This window comes from Pseudomonas ekonensis, assembly GCF_019145435.1.
In the GTDB taxonomy this organism is placed as follows: Bacteria; Pseudomonadota; Gammaproteobacteria; order Pseudomonadales; family Pseudomonadaceae; genus Aquipseudomonas; species Aquipseudomonas ekonensis.
Map to the genome: position 1 here is coordinate 2,399,520 of NZ_JAHSTS010000002.1, position 23,014 is coordinate 2,422,533.

The following is a 23,014-nucleotide window of genomic DNA, read 5'->3' on the forward strand; positions in this document are numbered from 1 at the left end:
AAATACCGTTAGCGAATAACGATATGGCGATAGCTAAGGAATGGACTGGACGGTGAGTGAGCGTTCGTGTCACTTGCCGACAGGGATGTGGTGTTCGAACTGACGCCATCGCTGGCAAGCCAGCTCCCACAGATTCCGCGGTGAACACACCAGCGCGTGTCCACCCTAGATCCCAGTGGGAGCTGGCTTGCCAGCGATGAGGCCCGAAAGATCTAGCGCTCGTGCAAGGCCTCGGCCCGCGCGCGGATGATCGGCTTGAGCAGGTAGCTCAGCACGGTCTTCTTGCCGGTGATGATGTCCACCGACGCCACCATCCCCGGAATGATCAGCAACGGCTTCTCGTCGGTGCCCAGGTGGCTGCGCTCGGTGCGCAGCTTGATCACGTAGTAGGTGGTTTTCTTGTCTTCGTCGGTGATGGTGTCCGCGCCGATCTGCTCCAGCTTGGCCTTCAGGCCGCCGTAGATGGTGTAGTCGTAGGCGGTGAACTTCACCGTCGCGTCCTGGCCCGGATGCAGGAAGGCGATGTCCTGCGGACGGATCTTGGCTTCGACCAGCAGGGTGTCGTCCAGCGGCACGATCTCCACCAGGTCGCTGCCCGGCTGGATCACGCCGCCGATGGTGTTGACCAGCATCTTGTTGACGATGCCGCGCACCGGCGAGGTGACCAGCGTCCGGCTCACCCGGTCCTCCAGCGCCTTGCCGGTGGCCTGGGCCTTGTTCAGGTCGGTGCGCGCCTCGTTGAGCTGGGTCAGCGCCTCGCTGCGGAACTTGCCGCGGGTCTCGTCGATCTTGCGCTGCACTTCCTTGATCGCCGATTCGGCCCGCGGAATCGCCAGCGTGGTGGCGTCGAGCTGACCGCGGGTCTCCACTTCGGCGCGCTTGAGCCGCAGCACCTCGACTGGCGACACCGCGCCCTGGGCCACCAGCGGCTCGGACATGTTGATTTCCTGGCGTTGCAGGCCCAACTGCTGCCGGTACTGCGCCTGCTTGGAGGTGAACTCGCGCAGCTCTTGCTGGCGCTGGATCAGTTGCTCCTGCAACCCACCGATTTCGTCATGCAGTTGCTGACGGCGGCTCAGGTACAGCGACTCTTCGCTTTTCGCCTGCCCCGGCACGGCCTTGAGCACGTCCTCGGGGAAGTTCAGCGGGCGGTCCTCGACCTCCGCGCTCAGGCGCTCGACCCGCAGCAGCATCGACAGCCGGTCGGCCTCGGTCTCGCCGACGTTGGAGGCGAACCGCGTGTCGTCCAGGCGGATCAGCGGCGCGCCGGCCTCGACGATCTGGCCTTCCTTGACGAACAGCTCGGAGACGATCCCGCCCTCGAGGTTCTGGATCTTCTGGATCTTCGACGACGGAATCGCCTTGCCGTCGCCCTTGGTCACTTCGTCGATGACCGCGAAGTTGGCCCACAGCAGCAGGAACAGGAAGAAACCGATGATCGCCCAGATCGTCAGGCGCACCACCCTCGGCGCGTCCTCGATGAGCGCTTTGTTGACCTCCGGCAGCGGCTGGCCCTGCAACGACGCGGAGCCTTTGAAGTAGCGGCGGATCGATTCCTTGACACCCGACTTAAGCAACACTGATCTGCCCCTTCTTCAACGCTTCCATCACCGCGGCCTTCGGGCCGTCGGCGAGAATCTGGCCACGGTCGACCACCAGCAGGCGATCCACCAGCGACAGCAGCGACGCCCGGTGCGTCACCAGCACCACGGTCTTGTTTTCGATCACCGCCGCCAGGCGTTGCTTGAGGCGCTCTTCGCCGGTGTTGTCCATGGCGCTGGTGGGCTCGTCGAGCAGCAGGATCGGCGGGTTGAGCAGCAGCGCCCGGGCCAGGGCCACGTTCTGGCGCTGGCCGCCGGACAGGTTCTGCCCGCGCTCGCCGACCTGCAGTTCGTAGCCTTTGGGGTGCAGCCTTGCGAACTCATGGACGCCGGCCAGCTCGGCCGCTTGCAGCACCAGCTCGTCCTCGACGTAGCGGGCGCCGGAAATCAGGTTGTCGCGCAGGGTGCCGGCCAGCAGCTGGATGTCCTGGGGCACGTAGCCGATGTTGTAGCGCAGCTCGCTGACGTCGATCTGGCGGATGTCCACGCCGTCCACCAGCAGGGCGCCGTCGTCCGGCTGGTACAGGCCCACCAGCAGCTTGGCCAGCGAGCTCTTGCCCGAACCGCTGCGGCCGATGATGCCGATCTTCTCGCCGGGGCGGATCACCAGGTTGATGCCCTTGAGCGCCGGGTTCTGCTGCTCCGGGTAGGTGAAGTTGAGCTGACGGCACTCGATGGCGCCCTGCAGCACCTTGCGGCTCAGCGGACGCTCTTCGAAATTGCGCTCCTGGGGCAGCTCCATCATCTGGTCGACCGAAGTCATGGTCACCCGCGCCTGCTGGTAGCGGGTCAGCAGGCCCGACAGCGACGCCAGCGGGCTGAGCGCCCGGCCGCTGAGCATGTAGCAGGCGATCAGGCCGCCCATGCTCAGGTTGCCGGCGATGATCTGGTACACGCCGAAGACGATCATGACCACGCCCGCCAGTTGCTGGATCAGCAGGGTGATGTTCATCGCCAGGCCCGAGAGCATCTTCACCCGCAGCTCGAGGCGGCTGAGGGTGCCGATGGTCTGCTCCCACTGGTACTGGCGCTCGCTCTCGGCGTTGTTGACCTTCACCGCGTCGAGGCCGGCGAGGGTCTCGATCAGGCTCGACTGGCGCTCGGCGCCCAGCGCCATGGTGCGCTCCATGGTCGCCACCAGCGGCTTCTGCAAGGCGTAGCCGATGGCCAGGGCGATCGGGAAGGCCAGCACCGGAATCCACACCAGGTGCCCGCCGAGGATGGCGATCACGATGAAGATCAGGATCGTGAACGGCAGGTCGATCACGCTGGTCAGGGTCAGCGAGGCGAGGAAGTCGCGCAGGCTCTGGAACTCATGGATGTTCTGGGCGAAGCTGCCGACCCGCGCCGGCCGGTACTTCATGGCCATGCCGACGATCCGCTCGAACAGCGTCGCGGAGATGATCAGGTCGGTTTTCTTGCCGGCCAGGTCCAGGCACAGGCTGCGCAGGCTCTTGAGGATCAGGTCGAAGAGGTAGGCCCCGGTGATGCCCAGCGCGAGCACCCACAGGGTCGCCTCGGCCTGGTTCGGCACCACGCGGTCGTAGACGTTCATCACGAACAGCGGCGCGGCCATCGCGATGATGTTGATCAGCAGGCTGGCGGCGATGGCGTCGGCGTAGAGCCAGCGCGAGCGCTTGAGGGTGTCGCGGAACCACGAGCGCGCCCGGGGGATCAGCGTGCCGTGGTTGACGTCGAACTTGTGCTGGGGCTGGGCGAAGAAGACCTTGCCGGTGTAGTCGTCGGCCAGCAGGTCGCGGCCCACCAGGGATTCGCCGCCGTCGCTTTCGCTGAGCAGCACCCGGGCCTGGCCGTCGCCTTGCCAGCCGAGCAGGACGGCGCTGCGGCCGTCCTTGAGCAGCAGCAGCGCCGGCATGGCGATGGCCGGGATTTCTTCCAGCTTGCGTTGCAGCACCCGCCCCTGCAGGCCGGCACGGGCCGCCGCACGGGGCAGCAGCTCGACGCTCAGGCGTTGCTTGGGCAGCGGCAGGCCGGTGGTGAGCATCGCCGCGCTGGCGGGCTTCTGGTGCAGCACGCACAGGGCGAGCAGACCGTCCAGCAGCGGGTCGTCGTGCATCGCGCGTGGATCATGGCTGAGTTGAACTCGACTGACTTCTGATTCCACGCTCGACACTCTTTAACGATTGAAAGGGGACAACTCAATTCATCCCGGGCAGTTGAACCTTGGGCTTCACGTCGTTCTGCACGACGGACGCCATCGGTGCGACCACTCCCTGGCTCTTGAGCAACTCGCCCATGGTCGCCTTGATTCGGTATTGAGTAAATAACTGAATGTTCTTGATCTCGGCCAGACGGCGCGAAGCGGTGAACAATTCGTTCTCGCTGTCGAGCAGATCCAGCAGGGTCCGCTCGCCGAGGCTGAACTGGCGCTGGTAGGCGGTGCGCACGGCGGTGCTGTGATCGACGTACTGCTGGGCGATCGGCACCTGGGCGTTGGCGTTGTTCAGGGCGTTCCAGGCCAGGCCCAGTTCTTCGTTCAACTGGCGCAGGGCGTTGTTGCGGATGTCCAGCGCCTGGTTCGACAGGTAGGCCTTGGATTCCAGGTCGGCCTTGTTGCTGCCGCCCGAATAGAGGTTGAAGCGCATGCGCAGCATGGCCTGCCATTCGTTGTTGTGGCCGTTCTGGCCGTCGAGGTCGTTGTCGGCGGTGCGGCCCAGTTCGGCGTCGAAGCGCGGGTAGAAGGTCGACTTGGCGGTTTCGTATTGCTTCTCGGCCGCGGCGATGTCGGACTCGGCCGACCGCAGGATCGGGCTGTTCTCCAGCATCTGCGCGCGGGCTTCGTTGAGGTTGGCCGGCAGCATCGCCATGAACGGCGCCGGGCGCTCCAGCTGGTCGGGCATCTGGCCGACGGCGCTGAGGTAGTTGGTCTCGGCGTCGGCGAGGTTGGTCTGCTCGGTGATCAGGTTGTTGCGCGCCTGGGCCATCCGCGCTTCGGCCTGGTCGAGGTCGGCGCCGCTGCCGACGCCGCGCTGGGTGCGCAGCTGGATCTGGTCGTAGATGCGCTGGTGGCTCTTGAGGTTTTCCTCGGCCAGGCGCACGAACTCGCGGCGGGTCAGCACGTCCAGGTACACCTGGGCCACGGTCAGCGCGGTGCGCTCGGAGGTGCCGAGCAAGGCATAGGCGCGGGAGTTGACGGTGGCTTGTTGACGCCCGACTTCGCTGGACGTCGCAAAACCGTCGAAGACCATCTGCGAAAGACGCAAACTTGACTCGCCGCGGTTCAGGGTCTCCCAGTGGTTGCCGCCGCCGTTGGCACGGGTGGTGACGCTGTCGGTGCCCTCGCGGCCGTAACCGCCGAGCAGATCGACCTTGGGCAGGTATCCACCTTTTGCCGCCTTTAATTGATAATCCGCAGCCAATCGACCATTGACCCCTGCCTGGATCTCCGGATGGACATCCAGCGCCTGCTGCATGGCTTGCGGCAGGGTTTGCGCTTGTGCGAAAGAGGCGGCGAGAGCGAAGGGTAAAGCCTTGAACAGGTGCGAACGCATGGTGAATGTTTCCCAGGACTTCTTGTCTTGAATCACAGCAAAACGGGGTGCTGCGTCGGAAGATGGCAACCGTGATGACCGTATGTCGGAAAGTTGAAAACCGGAACTGGGTCACACGCTGACGGACGGGTCGCCGCATAAATATCAATGTGACATTACCGGGACGATTGTTTAGGATGGCTCCCAGAAGGTCAATAGTTTGGCATAAAGTTAATAGCGAAAGAATCTAGCCAAATAATTGACATAGATCAGCGTCAAACATGTTTCACCACATTTATTTGAAAGTACGTCCAGACTGAATCGGCTAAGAACCATCAGGTCTATGGAAGTCAACTGAACGTGACACCCGGAGAGTCTTCAATGAGCAGTGTTGTTGCCATCGTCAAAAGCATTGTCGGTCAGGTATTCGTGGTGTCGCCGGAAGGCGTGCGCCGCGTGCTCGTTGAAGGCGACCGGCTGTTCGCCGGCGATCAGGTCGACACCGGCGTCGCCGGCGCGGTGTCCCTGGAGCTGGCCGACGGCCGCACCCTCGACCTGGGCCGCGACACGCAGTGGAGCGCCAACGCTCCGGACTCCAGCACCGACCTGGCCGAAGCCACCGCGCAAGCGGCCCCGTCCGTAGAAGAACTGCAGCAGGCCATCGCCGCCGGCGCCGACCCGACCACCGCCCTCGAAGCCACCGCCGCAGGCCCGAGTGCCGCAGGCTCGGGTGGTGCGGCCGGCGGCGGCCACAGTTTCGTGATGCTCGATGCGACCGCAGGCCGCGTCGATCCGACCATCGGCTTCCCGACCGCCGGCATCGGCGGCGCCGGCCAGGCCGCCCAGAACACCGCCGGCGGGCAAACCACCGACACCACCACCAACGCGCTGCGCGACTCGACCCTGACCCTCAGCGCCACGCCGACCATCACCGAAGCCGGCGGCGTGCTGGTGTACACCGCGACCCTGACCCAGGCGCCGTTGACCGACCTGACCGTCACCCTGTCCAACGGCTCGGTGATCGTGATCCCGGCCGGTTCCACCACCGGCTCCGTCAACGTGCCGCTGGCCCCGAACGACACCGTCTACAACGACCCCAAACAGATCGACGTGACCGTCACCGGCACCACCGGCGGCAACGGCATCACCGTGACCACGCCGACCACCCCGGCCACGACCCAGGTCACCGACACCATCGACACCACCACCGTCACCCTGACGGCCGGGCCGAGCGTCACCGAAGGCGGCCAGATCACCTACACCGCCACCCTGACCAACCCGGCGCAGACGCCGGTGACCGTCACCCTGTCCAACGGTTCGACCATCACCATCGGCGCCGGCCAGACCACCGGCAGCGTCAACGTGCCGACCGCGCCGAACGACGTCTACAACAACGGCAGCACCGTCACCACCACCATCACCGGCGCCACCGGCGGCAACTTCGAGAACCTGGTGCCGAACCCGGCGCCGGCCGTGACCACCATCGTCGACTCCAAAGACACCACCGGCCTGACCCTGACCGCCACCGGCAGCGTCACCGAGGGCGGCCAGATCACTTACACCGCCACCCTGACCAACCCGGCGCAGACGCCGGTGACCGTCACCCTGTCCAACGGCGCGACCATCACCATCGAGGCCGGCATGACCAGCGGCACCGTCAACGTGCCGACCGCGCCGAACGACGTCTACAACAACGGCGGCACCGTCAGCACCACCATCACCGGCGCCACCGGCGGCAACTTCGAGAACCTGGTGCCGAGCACCACGCCGGCGACCACCACCGTCACCGACTCGATCGACAACACCGGCCTGAGCCTGTCGGCCACCGGCACAGTCGCCGAGGGCGGCCAGATCATCTATACCGCGACCCTGACCAACGCGGCCCAGACGCCGGTGACCGTGACCCTTTCGAACGGCGCCACCATCACGATCGAGGCCGGCAAGACCACCGGCACCGTGACCGTTCCGGCACCTGCCGATGACGTCTACAAGGACGCCGGCAAGGTCGAGGTGACCATCAAGGACGCCACCGGCGGCAATTTCGAGAACCTGGTGCCGAGCACCGTTGCGGCCGTCACCGAGGTCACCGACACTGTCGATACCACCACTGTTAAGCTGACGGCTTCCGACACGGCGGCAGAAGGCGGCACCGTCACCTACACCGCGACCGTGGGCGCGCCAGTGACCGGCTCGCCGGTGACCGTGACCCTGGCGAACGGCCAGACCATCACTATTGAAGTCGGCAAGACCACCGGCACCGTCACCACCACCGCGCCCAACGACGCGTTGGCCGGCAATGCGCCGCTGACCAACTCGATCACCGGTGTGAGCGGCGGCAACTACGAGAACCTGGTCGCCGACAAGACGCCGGTCAGCACCACCGTGACCGACACTGTCGACACCACCAACCTGACCCTCAGCGCCACCGGTTCCGTGGCCGAAGGCGGTTCGATCGTCTACACCGCGACCCTGACCAATCCGGCCGGCACCCCGGTGACCGTAACCCTTTCGAACGGCGCCACCATCACGATTGAAGCCGGCAAGACCACCGGCACCGTGACCGTCCCTGCTCCGGCCGACGACGTCTACAAGGACGCCGGCAAAGTCGAAGTCACCATCAAGGACGCCACCGGCGGCAACTTCGAAAACCTGGTGCCGAGCACCGTTGCGGCCGTCACCGAAGTCACCGACACCATCGACACCTCCACCGTGAAACTGACGGCTGACACTTCGGTGGCAGAGGGCGGCACTGTCACTTATACCGCTACCGTCGGTGCGCCAGTGACCGGCTCTCCGGTGACCGTGACCCTGGCCAACGGCCAGACCATCACCATCGAAGTGGGCAAGACCACCGGCACCGTCACCACCACTGCGCCGAACGATGCGCTCAACGGCCACGCTCCGCTGACCAACTCGATCACCGACGTCAGCGGCGGTAACTACGAGAACCTGGTCGCCGACAAGACGCCGGTCAACACCACCGTCACCGATACCGTCGACACCACCAACCTGACCCTCAGCGCCACCGGTTCCGTGGCCGAAGGCGGTTCGATCACCTATACCGCGACCCTGACCAACCCGGCCGGCACGCCGGTGACCGTGACGTTGAGCAACGGCGCCACCATCACCATCGAGGCCGGCAAGACGTCAGGCACGGTGACCGTTCCGGCCCCGGCCGACGACGTCTACAAGGACGCCGGCAAGGTCGAGGTGACCATCAAGGACGCCACCGGCGGCAACTTCGAAAACCTGGTGCCGAGCACCACGCCAGCCGTGACCGAAGTCACCGACACTGTCGATACCACCACTGTGAAGCTGACCGCCACCGAGTCGGCAGCCGAAGGTGGGACCGTCACCTACACCGCCACCGTGGGCGCTCCGGTCACCGGTTCGCCAGTGACGGTCACTTTGGCCAACGGCCAGTCGATCACCATCGAAGTCGGCAAGACCACCGGCACCGTGACCACCACCGCGCCGAACGATGCGCTGGCCGGCCATGCGCCGCTGACCAACTCGATCACCGGTGTGAGCGGCGGCAACTACGAGAACCTGGTCGCCGACAAGACGCCGGTCAGCACCACCGTCACCGACGTCGCCGACACCACCGACCTGACGCTGAGCGCCACAGGCACCGTGGCCGAGGGCGGTTCTATCGTCTACACCGCCACGCTGACCAACCCGGCCGGCACGCCTGTGACCGTGACGCTGAGCAACGGCGCCACCATCACCATCGAGGCCGGCAAAACCACCGGCACCGTGACCGTCCCTGCTCCGGCCGACGACGTCTACAAGGACGCCGGCAAAGTCGAAGTCACCATCAAGGACGCCACCGGCGGCAACTTCGAAAACCTGGTGCCGAGCACCACGCCGGCCGTGACCGAAGTCACCGACACCATCGACACGTCCACCGTGAAACTGACGGCGGACACTTCGGTGGCCGAGGGCGGTACTGTCACTTATACCGCTACCGTAGGCGCGCCAGTGACCGGTTCCCCGGTGACCGTGACCCTGGCCAACGGCCAGACCATCACCATCGAAGTCGGCAAGACCACCGGCACCGTCACCACCACCGCGCCGAACGATGCGTTGGCCGGCAATGCGCCGCTGACCAACTCGATCACCGGTGTGAGCGGCGGCAACTACGAGAACCTGGTCGCCGACAAGACGCCGGTCAGCACCACCGTGACCGACACCGTCGACACCACGAATCTGTCCCTGAGCGCCACCGGTTCCGTGGCCGAAGGCGGTTCGATCACCTACACCGCGACCCTGACCAACCCGGCCGGCACGCCAGTGACCGTAACCCTGTCCAATGGTGCGACCATCACCATCGAGGCCGGCAAGACCTCTGGCACCGTGACCGTTCCAGCCCCTGCCGACGACGTCTACAAAGACGCCGGCAAGGTCGAAGTGACCATCAAGGACGCCACCGGCGGCAATTTCGAGAACCTGGTGCCGAGCACCACACCGGCCGTGACCGAAGTCACCGACACCATCGACACGTCTACCGTGAAACTGACGGCGGACACTTCGGTGGCCGAGGGCGGTACTGTCACTTATACCGCTACCGTCGGTGCGCCAGTGACCGGCTCTCCGGTGACCGTGACCCTGGCCAACGGCCAGACCATCACCATCGAAGTCGGCAAGACCACCGGCACCGTCACCACCACCGCGCCGAACGATGCGTTGGCCGGCAATGCGCCGCTGACCAACTCGATCACCGGTGTTTCCGGTGGCAACTACGAGAACCTCGTCGCCGACAAGACCCCGGTCAGCACCACCGTCACCGACGTCGCCGACACCACCGACCTGACGCTCAGCGCGACGGGCACCGTGGCCGAAGGCGGTTCTATCGTTTACACCGCCACCCTGACCAACCCGGCCGGCACCCCGGTGACCGTGACCCTGAGCAACGGCGCGACCATCACCATCGAAGCCGGCAAGACGTCCGGCACGGTGACCGTTCCGGCTCCTGCCGATGACGTCTACAAGGACGCCGACAAGGTCGAGGTGACCATCAAGGACGCCACCGGCGGCAACTTCGAAAACCTGGTGCCGAGCACCACGCCAGCCGTGACCGAAGTCACCGACACTGTCGATACCACTACTGTGAAGCTGACCGCCACCGAGTCGGCAGCCGAAGGTGGGACCGTCACCTACACCGCCACCGTGGGCGCTCCGGTCACCGGTTCGCCAGTGACGGTCACTTTGGCCAACGGCCAGTCGATCACCATCGAAGTCGGCAAGACCACCGGCACCGTGACCACCGCCGCGCCGAACGATGCGCTGAACGGCCACGCACCGCTGACCAACGCGATCACCGATGTCAGCGGCGGCAACTACGAGAACCTGGTCGCCGACAAGACCCCGGTCAGCACCACCGTGACCGACACCGTCGACACCACGAATCTGTCCCTGAGCGCCACCAACTCGGTCGCCGAGGGCGGCTCGATCGTCTACACCGCCACCCTGACCAACCCAGCAGGCACTCCGGTCACCGTGACATTGAGCAACGGCGCGACCATCACCATCGAGGCCGGCAAGACCTCTGGCACCGTGACTGTTCCGGCACCGGCCGACGACGTCTACAAGGACGCCGGCAAGATTGAGGTGACCATCAAGGACGCGTCCGGCGGCAACTTCGAGAACCTGGTGCCGAGCACCGTTCCGGCTGTCACCGAAGTCACCGACACCGTCGACACCACCACGGTGAAACTGACGGCTGACACCTCGGCGGCTGAGGGTGGCACCGTCACCTACACCGCCACCGTCGGCGCTCCGGTGACCGGCTCCCCGGTGACCGTGACCCTGTCCAACGGCCAATCGATCACCATTGAGGTGGGCAAGACCACCGGCACCGTGACCACCACCGCGCCGAACGACGCCCTGGCCGGCAATGCGTCGCTGACCAACGCGATCACCGGCGTGTCCGGCGGCAACTACGAAAACCTCGTGGCCGACAAGACCCCGGTCAGCACCACCGTGACCGACGTTGCCGACACCACCGACCTGTCGTTGAGTGCCACCGGTTCCGTGGCCGAGGGTGGTCAGATCACCTACACCGCGACCCTGACCAACCCGGCCGGCACGCCAGTGACCGTAACCCTGTCCAATGGTGCGACCATCACCATCGAGGCCGGCAAGACCTCTGGCACCGTGACCGTTCCAGCCCCTGCCGACGACGTCTACAAAGACGCCGGCAAGGTCGAAGTGACCATCAAGGACGCCACCGGCGGCAATTTCGAGAACCTGGTGCCGAGCACCACACCGGCCGTGACCGAAGTCACCGACACCATCGACACCACCACCGTGAAGCTGACCGCCACCGAGTCGGCAGCGGAAGGCGGCACCGTCACCTACACCGCCACCGTCGGCGCGCCGGTCACCGGCTCGCCGGTGACCGTGACCCTGGCCAACGGCCAGACCATCACCATTGAAGTCGGCAAGACCACCGGCACCGTCACCACCACTGCGCCGAACGATGCGCTCAACGGCCACGCTCCGCTGACCAACGCGATCACCGACGTATCCGGCGGCAACTACGAAAACCTGGTGGGCGACAAGACGCCGGTCAGCACCACCGTGACCGACACCGTCGACACCACGAACCTGACGCTCAGCGCGACCGGCACGGTGAACGAAGGCGGCCAGATCACCTACACCGCCACCCTGACCAACGCCGCCGGCACGCCGATGACCGTGACGCTGAGCAACGGCGCCACCATCACCATCGAGGCCGGCAAGACGTCCGGCACCGTGACCGTTCCGGCACCGGCCGACGACGTCTACAAAGACGCGGGCACCGTTGAGGCGACCATCAAGGGCACGACCGGCGGCAACTTCGAGAACCTGGTCACCAGCGGCACGCCGGCGGTGACCACCGTCAACGACACCATCGACACCTCCACCGTGTCGCTGACCGCCACGGCGAACGTCGCCGAAGGCGAAACCGTGGTCTACACCGCAACCGTGACCGCTCCGGTCACCGGCTCGCCTGTGGTCGTGACGCTGTCCAACGGGCAGACCATCACCATCGCCGTCGGCGAGACCACCGGCACCGTGAACTTCGTGGCGCCGAACAGCCCGTTGGCCGGCGGCAGCTCCCTGAGCGTGACCATCAACGGCGCGAGCGGCGGCAACTACGAAAAACTGGACGTGGACGGCAAGTCCGCCGACACGGCGGTGTCGGACACCACCGACACCACCCACCTGAACCTGAGCGCCACCGACTCGGTGGCCGAAGGCGGCTCGATCACCTACACCGCAACCCTGACCAACGCGGCCGGCACCCCGGTGACCGTGACCCTGAGCAACGGCGCCACCATCACCATCGAGGCCGGCAAGACGTCCGGCACCGTGACCGTTCCGGCGCCTGCCGACGACGTCTACAAGGACGCCGGCAAGGTCGAGGTGACCATCAAGGATGCGTCCGGCGGCAACTTCGAGAGCCTGGTGCCGAGCACCGTTGCGGCAGTGACCAACGTCACCGACACCATCGACACCACCACCGTGAAGCTGACCGCCACCGAGTCGGCGACTGAAGGCGGCACCGTCACCTACACCGCGACCGTGGGCGCGCCGGTCACCGGCTCCCCTGTGACGGTCACGTTGGCCAACGGCCAGTCGATCACCATCGAAGTCGGCAAGACCACCGGCACCGTGACCACCACCGCGCCTAACGACGCGCTGAACGGCCACGCTCCGCTGACCAACGCGATCACCGACGTATCCGGCGGCAACTACGAGAACCTCGTGGCCGACAAGACGCCGGTTTCGACCACCGTCACCGACACCGTGGACACCACGAATCTGTCCCTGAGCGCCACCAACTCGGTCGCCGAGGGCGGTTCGATCGTCTACACCGCGACCCTGACCAACGCCGCCGGCACCCCGGTGACCGTGACGTTGAGCAACGGCGCCACCATCACCATCGAAGCGGGCAAAACCACCGGCACCGTGACCGTTCCGGCGCCAGCCGACGACGTCTACAAGGACGCCGGCACCGTCCAGGCCTCGATCACCAACGCCACCGGCGGCAACTTCGAAAACCTGGTGACCAGCAACACGCCAGCCGTGACCAGCGTCACCGACACCATCGACACCACGACAGTCAAACTGACCGCGACCGGCACAGCAGCGGAAGGCGGCACCGTTACCTACACCGCAACAGTAGGCGCACCTGTGACCGGCTCGCCTGTCACCGTGACCCTGTCCAACGGCCAGTCGATCACCATCGAAGTCGGCAAGACCACCGGCACCGTCACCACCACCGCGCCTAACGACGCGCTGAACGGCCACGCTCCGCTGACCAACGCGATCACCGACGTATCCGGCGGCAACTACGAGAACCTCGTGGCCGACAAGACGCCGGTTTCGACCACCGTCACCGACACCGTCGACACCACGAACCTGTCCCTGAGCGCCACCGGAACCGTGGCCGAGGGCGGCTCGATCGTCTACACCGCCACCCTGACCAACCCCGCGGGCACCCCGGTGACCGTGACCCTGAGCAACGGCGCCACCATCACCATCGAGGCCGGCAAGACTTCCGGCACCGTGACCGTTCCTGCGCCAGCCGATGACGTCTACAAGGACGCCGGCAAGGTCGAGGTGACCATCAAGGATGCGTCCGGCGGCAACTTCGAAAACCTGGTGCCGAGCACTACGCCGGCCGTGACCGAAGTCACCGACACCATTGACACCACGACGGTGAAACTCACGGCGACCGAATCGGCGGCCGAGGGCGGCACGGTCACCTACACCGCCACCGTGGGTGCGCCAGTGACCGGTTCGCCGGTCACCGTGACCCTGGCGAACGGCCAATCGATCACCATCGAAGTCGGCAAGACCACCGGCACCGTCACCACCACCGCGCCGAACGATGCGCTCAACGGCCACGCGCCGCTCACCAACTCGATCACCAACGTCAGCGGCGGCAACTACGAGAACCTCGTCGCCGACAAGACCCCGGTCAGCACCACCGTGACCGACACTGTCGACACCACGAACCTGACGCTGAGCGCGACGGGCACCGTGGCCGAGGGCGGTTCTATCGTCTACACCGCGACCCTCACCAATGCCGCCGGCACCCCGGTGACCGTAACGTTGAGCAACGGCGCGACCATCACCATCGAAGCCGGCAAGACTTCCGGCACCGTGACCGTCCCAGCCCCGGCCGACGATGTCTACAAGGACGCCGGCACCGTCCAGGCGACGATCACCAACGCCACCGGCGGCAACTTCGAAAACCTGGTGACCAGCAACACGCCAGCCGTGACCAGCGTCACCGACACCATCGACACCACCACCGTGAAGCTGACCGCCACCGAGTCGGCGACTGAAGGCAGCACCGTCACCTACACCGCGACCGTGGGCGCGCCGGTCACCGGCTCCCCTGTGACGGTCACGTTGGCCAACGGCCAGTCGATCACCATCGAGGTCGGCAAAACCACCGGTACCGTGACCACCACCGCGCCTAACGACGCGCTGAACGGCCACGCGCCACTCACCAACGCGATCACCAACGTCAGCGGCGGCAACTACGAGAACCTCGTCGCCGACAAGACCCCGGTCAGCACCACCGTGACCGACACCGTCGACACCACCAACCTGACGCTCAGCGCGACGGGCACCGTGGCCGAGGGTGGATCTATCGTCTACACCGCGACCCTGACCAACGCCGCCGGCACCCCGGTGACCGTGACCCTGAGCAACGGCGCGACCATCACCATCGAAGCGGGCAAGACGTCCGGCACCGTGACCGTTCCTGCGCCAGCCGATGACGTCTACAAAGATGCCGGCACCGTCCAGGCCACGATCACCAACGCCACCGGCGGCAACTTCGAGAACCTGGTGACCAGCACCACGCCAGCGGTGACCAACGTCACCGACACCATCGACACCACCACGGTCAAACTGACCGCGACTGGCACCGCGGCTGAAGGCGGAACCGTCACCTACACCGCCACCGTGGGTGCGCCTGTGACCGGCTCGCCTGTCACCGTGACCCTGGCGAACGGCCAATCGATCACCATCGAAGTCGGCAAGACCACCGGCACCGTGACCACCACTGCGCCGAACGACGCGCTCAACGGCCACACGCCGCTGACCAACTCGATCACAGGCGTGAGCGGCGGCAACTACGAGAACCTGGTTGCAGACAAGACGCCGGTTTCGACCACCGTCACCGACACCGTGGACACCACCAACCTGTCCCTGAGCGCCACCAACTCGGTCGCCGAGGGCGGTTCGATCGTCTACACCGCGACCTTGACCAACGCCGCCGGCACCCCGGTGACCGTGACCCTGAGCAACGGCGCGACCATCACCATCGAAGCGGGCAAGACGTCCGGCACCGTGACCGTTCCTGCGCCAGCCGATGACGTCTACAAAGACGCCGGCACCGTCCAGGCGACGATCACCAACGCCACCGGCGGCAACTTCGAGAACCTGGTGACCAGCAACACGCCAGCGGTGACCAGCGTCACCGACACCATCGACACCACGACGGTGAAGCTGACCGCGACCGGTACAGCAGCGGAAGGCGGAACCGTCACCTACACCGCCACCGTGGGTGCGCCTGTGACCGGTTCGCCGGTTACCGTGACCCTGGCGAACGGCCAGTCGATCACCATCGAAGTCGGCAAGACCACCGGCACCGTCACCACCACCGCGCCGAACGACGCGCTGAACGGCCACACGCCGCTGACCAACTCGATCACCGGCGTATCCGGCGGCAACTACGAGAACCTCGTGGCCGACAAGACTCCGGTCAGCACCACCGTCACCGACACCGTGGACACCACGAATCTGTCCCTGAGCGCCACCAACTCGGTCGCCGAGGGCGGTTCGATCGTCTACACCGCGACCCTGACCAACGCCGCCGGCACCCCGGTGACCGTGACCCTGAGCAACGGCGCCACCATCACCATCGAAGCGGGCAAAACCACCGGCACCGTGACCGTTCCTGCGCCAGCCGATGACGTCTACAAAGACGCCGGCACCGTCCAGGCGACGATCACCAACGCCACCGGCGGCAACTTCGAGAACCTGGTGACCAGCAACACGCCAGCGGTGACCAGCGTCACCGACACCATCGACACCACGACGGTGAAGCTGACCGCGACCGGTACAGCAGCGGAAGGCGGAACCGTCACCTACACCGCCACCGTGGGTGCGCCTGTGACCGGTTCGCCGGTTACCGTGACCCTCGCGAACGGCCAGTCGATCACCATCGAGGTGGGCAAGACCACCGGCACCGTGACCACCACCGCGCCGAACGACGTGTTGAACGGCCACACGCCGCTGACCAACTCGATCACCAACGTCAGCGGCGGCAACTACGAGAACCTGGTCGCCGACAAGACCCCGGTCAGCACCACCGTCACCGACACCGTGGACACCACCAACCTGTCCCTGAGCGCCACCAACTCGGTCGCCGAGGGCGGTTCGATCGTCTACACCGCGACCCTGACCAACGCCGCCGGCACCCCGGTGACCGTAACGTTGAGCAACGGCGCGACCATCACCATCGAAGCCGGCAAGACTTCCGGCACCGTGACCGTTCCTGCGCCAGCCGATGACGTCTACAAAGATGCCGGCACCGTCCAGGCCACGATCACCAACGCCACCGGCGGCAACTTCGAGAACCTGGTGACCAGCACCACGCCAGCGGTGACCAACGTCACCGACACCATCGACAAGACCGAAGTCAGCATCAGCGGCAGCACCTCGGTGACCGAAGGCCAGACCGCCAGCTACACCGTCAGCCTGACCCACCCGGCGCAGACCGAAGTCACCCTGAAGATCGTCTACAGCGGCACCGCCGCCGACGGTTCGGACTTCACCGGCGTGTACACCGTGAAGATCCCGGCCGGCGCCAGCACGGCGACCTTCAACGTCGCGACCATCGACGACAAGATCACCGAAGGCACCGAAAACTTCGTGGTCAAGATCGACTCGGCCACCGGCGGCAACTTCGAGAACCTGGCGGTCAGCACCACCAACGGCAGCGTCAGCACGTCGATCATCGACAACGACGCGCCGCCGGTCATCGACCTCGACGCCAACAACTCCAGCGGCGCCACCGGGGCCGACTACAAGGTGACCTTCACCGAGAACACCCCGGGCGCGGGCGTGTCGATCGCCGACACCGACATCAGCATCACCGACCCGGACAGCACCATGCTCACCGGCGCGACCATCGTGCTGACCAACCGTCAGCCGGGCGATGCGCTGAACCTGGGCAACAGCGTCAGCGGCATCACCATCAACGCCAACAGCAAGGACGGTTCGATCACACTGACCCTGTCGGGCAACGCGACGCTGGCCGACTACATGCAGCAGATCAAGAACATCACCTTCACCAACGGCAGCGAAGACCCGAGCACCGTGCCGCGCATCATCACCGTGACGGTGACCGACGGCGGCAACTACTCCAACACCGCGACCACCACGGTCAACGTGGTGGCGGTCAACGATGCGCCGGTGGCGGCGCCGGTCAATGTCACCGGCACCGAAGACACCCCGCTGATCCTCGGCTGGTCGACCTTCGGCGTCAGCGACGTGGACAGCCCGGCCAGCAGCCTGGGCGTGAAGATCACCCAGCTGCCGGGCGAAGGCAAACTGCAGTACCTGGACGGTTCGACCTGGAAAGACGTCGCCACCAACCAGACCTTCAGCAAGGCCGACATCGACGCCGGCAAGCTGCGCTTCATGCCGGACGCCAACGAATCGGGCGTCAACGGCTACGGCGGCACAGGCGTGGGCAACAACCAGGCCGACTACGCGCAGATCAAGTTCCAGCCCACCGACGGCCAACTGCTGGGCAACACCGGCACCGTCAAGATCGACATCACGCCGGTGGCGGATGCGCCGACCCTGGGCGTGGCCGACAACAGCGTGAAATCCACCGGCCTGGTCAAGGAAGTCTGGACCGGCCTGTCGGGCCTGGGCACCAGCGGCAACGGCGCAGACCCGACCACGCTGAAGAACGTGATCGACGGTGCCGGCACGCCGAATTCCAGCGGCACCGTGGACAATGTGCAGTCCAACGGCAGCGTCACCGCCGGCACCGCGTCGAAGACTTCCGGCCTGATCTACCTCGAAGCCGGCAAGACCTACACCTTCACCGGCACCGGCGACGACAGCCTGCTGGTGACCATCGGCGGCAAGAGCGTGGCCTCCACCACGTGGGGCGCGGGCGGCAACCTCAACGGTTCGTTCACCCCGACCACCAGCGGCTACTACACCCTGGACATCTACCACCACAACCAGAGCGGCCCGGGCAGCTACGACGTCAACCTGTCGGTCAACGGCAGCGCGCCGATCGACCTGAGCAGCGCCGGCGTGCCGATCTACACCGGCGTGCAGGACCTGGTGAACGCCGGCGTGACCGTCTCCGACCTGCACGGCAGCAACGGCGAAGGCTACTACGACGGCTACAAGCTCAACACCGGCGCCGAAGGCACCACGGTGAAACTGTCGGCGATCACCACCGCGCTGACCGACACCGACGGCTCCGAGACCCTGAGCGTGAAGATCAGCGGCGCGCCGGTCGGTTCGGTGCTCAGCGACGGCGCAGGCCACACCTTCACCGTGACCGCCGCCAACGGCGAGGCCAACGTCACCGGCTGGAACCTGGGCACCCTGACCGTGACCCCGCCGACCTACTACAACGGCCAGTTCAACCTGACCGTGACCTCGACCTCCACCGAGGCCGTGGGCGGCTCGGCCAGCACCACCGCGACCATTCCGGTGACCGTGGTGCCGGCGGTCTACAACGCAGTGGTCGCCACGTCCGCCGACGACACCGTCACCGGCACCGACGGCAACGACATCATGGTCGCCGACATCGGCGGCCTGACCGTGGTGCCGGGCACCAACTACAACATCGCGTTCATGGTCGACACCTCGGGCAGCATGAGCACTTCCTCGATCAACGCGGCCAAGGACTCGCTGACGTCGGTGTTCAACACCCTCAAGAACAGCCTGGGCAGCAACTCGGGAACAGTGAACATTTTCCTGGTGGACTTCGACACCCAGGTCAACAAGTCGGTGTCGGTGAACCTCAACGACCCGAACGCCCTGACCCAGCTCAAGGCGGTACTGGACTCCATGGCGTCCGGCGGCGGCACCAACTACGAAGACGTGTTCAAGGCCACGGCCAACTTCTTCCAGAGCGCCGACGCGGTGGCCAACACCGGGGCGAAGAACCTCACCTACTTCATCACCGACGGCCAGCCGACCTACTACCAGAGCGGCGAGCAGACCAACCCGACGCTGTACGGCAACGTGAAGCTCGATGACGTGGTCAAGACCAGCAACTACAAGCTGGGCGACACCTTCGCCACCTACATCGACAGCACCCACTACCTGAGCATCAACAGCGCCGGCAGCGTGGTCCTGCAGACGCTGAAGAACGGCAACTGGAACTGGAGCAGCCTGGGCACCATCCACGCCCAGGGCGACGGCACCTACGAGCTGTCGAACCTGGCGGGCAGCGGCAGCAGCACCTCGTCGGCCACCACCGACAACGCCAACAGCGCCTTCGCGCTGCTGGGCGGGCTGTCGAACGTGGAGGCCATCGGCATCAACAGCGGGGTCAGCCTCAACGACCTGAAGCCGTACGACTCGGACAAGACGCCGCAGACCAACATCGATCCGAAGGACCTGGCCAACTCGATCATCGGCCACACCGAAGCGACGATGCCGGGCAACGACACCGTCAGCGGCGGCGACGGCAACGACATCCTGTTCGGCGACCTGGTGAGCTTCAACGGCATCGCCGGCGAGGGCTACCAGGCCATGCAGGCCTTCGTGGCCCAGCAGACCGGGGTGGACGTCAGCAAGGTCACCACCAGCAACGTGCACCAGTACATCACCGAGCACTACCAGGCGTTCGATGTGTCCGGCGCCCATGACGGCAACGACACCCTGCTGGGCGGCGCCGGCAATGACATCCTGTTCGGCTCGGGCGGCAACGACCTGCTCGACGGCGGCAAGGGCAATGACATCCTGCTGGGCGGCACCGGCAACGACACGCTGATCGGCGGCCAGGGCAACGACATCCTGATCGGCGGATCCGGCGGCGACACCTTCGTCTGGAAGGCGGGCGACACCGGCAACGACGTGATCAAGGACTTCAAGGCCAGCGAAGGCGACCGCATCGACCTGCGCGACCTGCTGCAGGGCGAGAGCGGCAGCACCATCGACAACTTCCTGAAGATCACCACGGTCGACGGCGTGTCGTCGCTGCAAGTGAGCTCGGCCGGCAAGTTCAACTCCGGCGACGCGGCGGCGGCCACGCCGGACGTGACGATCAAACTGGAGGGCAACAACTGGTCGAGCGCCAACATCCACAACCTGATCGCCGGCAGCGACCCGACCATCAAGATCGACCACAACAACAGCTGATGAACGGAAACGGCCGCCCCACTCGGGGCGGCCGTCACGTTTGCCGCCAGCCTGTCCGTGACGATTTCATCGTCTGACCGCATACTCCCGTGCAGTTGGCTATGCTGCTGACAGCACGACGCTGGTTCATTTCCGAGGGACGCTCAATGTTTTACGTGCAACGCGATGCGCAGGGCCAGTTGATCCGCGTGGAGGCGGCCGCCTACGCCGAGGCCACGGGAACGCTGCCTGCCGACCATGTCGAAATCCAGGAATGGTTCGCCAACGCGGCGGTGGAAAAGAGCCTCAAGCAGCTCAAGCAGAGCGACCTGGAAATGATCCGGGTGCTCGACGACCTGATTCAGGTGCTGACCCAGAAGGGCGTGATCCGTGTCACCGACCTGCCGGAAGCGGCCCAGGCCAAACTGATGGACCGTTCCCAGGCCCGTGAGGCGCTGGGCGGCCTGAGCCAGCTGATCAATGAGGACGAACCCGGCCTGATCTGATCCGGCCGTTCGTCTTGCGGTGGGCGGGATGGCGCCCTTGAGGGCGCCGAATCCCTCCAGCCTCACTTCCAGGGCGCGGGCTCACCGAACAGCTGCCCCTGCACCCCGTACAGCCCCATCTCGCGAATCACCGACAGTTCCCCTTCGGTCTCGACCCGCTCGGCGATCAGCGGCAGGTCGATGCTGTGCGCGGCCCGCTGGATCGCCTCGATGAACAGGCGCTTGTCGCCTTCCTGATCGATCGCCCGGATGTAGCTGCCGTCGATCTTCAGGTACGCCAGCCCCAGCCGCGCCAGGTTGCCGATCATGCTGAAGCGCCCGCCGAAGCGTTGCAGGCTCAGGGAGAAGCCCAGCTCGCGCAGGCGCCGGGTCAGTTGCTCCAGCACCGCCTGCTCCGGCAGTTGTTCCTCGCCGATCTCCAGGGTCAGGCGCGGGCCGAGGTTGGAATGGGCCCGCAGGATCTCGAACACCTTGTTCAGCGCCTGGGGGTCGGCCAGGGTCGCCGAGGACAGGTTCAGCGCCAGCGACTCCTCATGCCCGGCCATCTGCTCCAGCACCCGCTCAAGCATCAGACGGTCCAGCCGCGCGGTCCAGCCGAAGCGCTCCAGCCACGGCAGGAAGCGGCCGGCGGGAATGGTCTGGCCCTGCTCGTCGAGCAGGCGCGACAGCACTTTGTAGTGCAGCACCAGTTGGGTGTCCTGCGCCGCCACCACGGGCTGGAAGAACAGCCCGAAACGCCGCTGGTTCAGCGCCTGGTCGAGCAAGCGGTGCCAGGCGTGGTGGTCGTCGCCGACCTCCGCCGTCAGGCTCTGGTCGAGGCACGCCCAGTTCTGCTCGCCCTGCCCTTCGGCCTGGGCCAGCGCCTGATCGCCGAGGCTGAGCACCGCCTGCGGAGAGTCGCCGTGGGCGAACGGCGCCACGCCGATGGAAGCCACAGCGGCCACGTCGGTGGCGCCCGTCGCGTGCAGGCTGCTCAGGGCGCTGTCGAGGCTCTGCGCCAGTTGCAGCGCTTCTTCGCGCGTCAGCCCCGGCGCCAGCACGGCGAATTCACCGCCACGGATCCGCGTCACAAGGTTTTGGGTTTCCGGGTACTTGGCGCACTCGCGGGAAAGCTGCTCGCCGACCGCTTTCAACAATTCATCGGTACGCTGACCGCCCAGGCGCTGGTTGAGCCCGGCCAGATCCTTGACCCGCAACAGCAGCAGATAGCCGGAGCTGGCCTGCTCCGGGTTGCTTACCCGGGCATTGAGCTGCATCTCGAAATAGCGCCGGTTGGCAAGGCCGGTGAGGTTGTCCTGATAGGACTCGGTGCGCAGTTTCTCGCTGCGCTCGGCCTGCTCCTGGAACAGCGCCTTGAGCTTTTCGACCATCTGGTTCATCGCCAGCACCACCCGGCGCAGCTCCGGCGTGCGCGGCAGTTCCGGCAGGCTGAGGAATTCGCGGCGGGCGATGGCGTGGGACTGCTTGACCATGTAATCGAGCGGGCGCAGCTGCCGGCGCAGCAGCAAGGCCCCGAGCACCGCGCTGACGGCGCCGCACACCAGCAGCCAGCCGAGGCTGCCCAACGCGCTCTGCCACAGCTTGGCCAGGGCGAACATCGGGTGGCTGACCACCTCGACCCGCGCCGCCTGCTCCCAGCCACGGCTGACCAGCGCGTCGCCGCCGGCCGGCTCCAGGCCGATCAGCCTGACGAACCACTCCGGCACATTGGTGACGGCCGGAATGCCGCTGCGCTCGACGATGGCCTTGTCGGTCTTCAGGTCCACCACCCGGATGCTGGAGTAGTAGCCGCTGTCGAAAATCGAACTGACCAGCAGCTCGACCATCGCCGGGTCATCGATGTTCGGCGTCAACGACAGCGCCAGCGCCGTGGCGGCGTCCTGGGCGTGGGAGCGCAACTGGTTGACGTACTGGGTGCGCGAGCTTTCCAGGCTGACCATGAAGCTGCCGGTGAAGGCGACCACCAGGAACAGACAGATAGCGATCAACAGCTGTTTGAACAAGGACATCTGAGCGCGTGCTC

The 23,014-nt window shown here is 65.9% G+C and carries 6 protein-coding genes; 2 read left to right on the forward strand and 4 right to left on the reverse strand.

All coding sequences use genetic code 11. The features are described 5' to 3' along the window. Positions 1 to 212: 212 nt before the first annotated feature. Genes KVG96_RS23880 through KVG96_RS23890 form a run of 3 tightly spaced genes read right to left on the reverse strand, consistent with a single transcriptional unit; the run spans position 213 to position 5,113 of the window. Positions 213 to 1,580 carry an HlyD family type I secretion periplasmic adaptor subunit gene (locus KVG96_RS23880; protein ID WP_085582189.1) on the reverse strand — a complete coding sequence of 456 codons (1,368 nt, stop codon included), beginning with the start codon at positions 1,578 to 1,580 and terminating at the stop codon, positions 213 to 215. After that, on the reverse strand, positions 1,570 to 3,726 hold the full coding sequence (locus KVG96_RS23885) for a type I secretion system permease/ATPase (RefSeq protein WP_217894213.1): 2,157 nt from the start codon (positions 3,724 to 3,726) through the stop codon (positions 1,570 to 1,572). The genes KVG96_RS23880 and KVG96_RS23885 overlap by 11 nt, the downstream gene beginning before the upstream one ends. Positions 3,727 to 3,760: 34 nt before the next feature. Continuing rightward, entirely contained in the window at positions 3,761 to 5,113 is a 1,353-nt protein-coding gene (locus KVG96_RS23890) for a TolC family outer membrane protein (RefSeq protein WP_217894214.1), read from the reverse strand. Between the two features lie 360 nt (positions 5,114 to 5,473). Between KVG96_RS23890 and KVG96_RS23895 the strand changes: the two genes are divergently transcribed. Continuing rightward, the gene (locus KVG96_RS23895; RefSeq protein ID WP_217894215.1) at positions 5,474 to 20,506 is read left to right on the forward strand and encodes a retention module-containing protein; all 15,033 of its coding nucleotides are present in this window, start codon (positions 5,474 to 5,476) and stop codon (positions 20,504 to 20,506) included. Between the two features lie 146 nt (positions 20,507 to 20,652). Then, positions 20,653 to 20,991 carry a tryptophan synthase subunit beta gene (locus tag KVG96_RS23900; RefSeq protein WP_085582197.1) on the forward strand — a complete coding sequence of 113 codons (339 nt, stop codon included), beginning with the start codon at positions 20,653 to 20,655 and terminating at the stop codon, positions 20,989 to 20,991. A 62-nt stretch (positions 20,992 to 21,053) separates the two neighbouring features. On the opposite strand, the gene lapD is transcribed toward KVG96_RS23900, so the two are convergent. Then, a complete protein-coding gene (gene lapD, locus KVG96_RS23905) occupies positions 21,054 to 23,000 on the reverse strand; it encodes a cyclic di-GMP receptor LapD (RefSeq protein ID WP_217894216.1) in 1,947 nt (648 codons plus the stop codon). Positions 23,001 to 23,014: the final 14 nt, after the last annotated feature.

Coding starts and splice junctions, on each gene's coding strand:
- KVG96_RS23890 (WP_217894214.1), bottom strand. CDS start 5,113: ATGCGTTCGCACCTGTTCAAGGCTTTACCCTTCGCTCTCGCCGCCTCT.
- KVG96_RS23895 (WP_217894215.1), top strand. CDS start 5,474: ATGAGCAGTGTTGTTGCCATCGTCAAAAGCATTGTCGGTCAGGTATTC.
- KVG96_RS23900 (WP_085582197.1), top strand. CDS start 20,653: ATGTTTTACGTGCAACGCGATGCGCAGGGCCAGTTGATCCGCGTGGAG.
- lapD (WP_217894216.1), bottom strand. CDS start 23,000: ATGTCCTTGTTCAAACAGCTGTTGATCGCTATCTGTCTGTTCCTGGTG.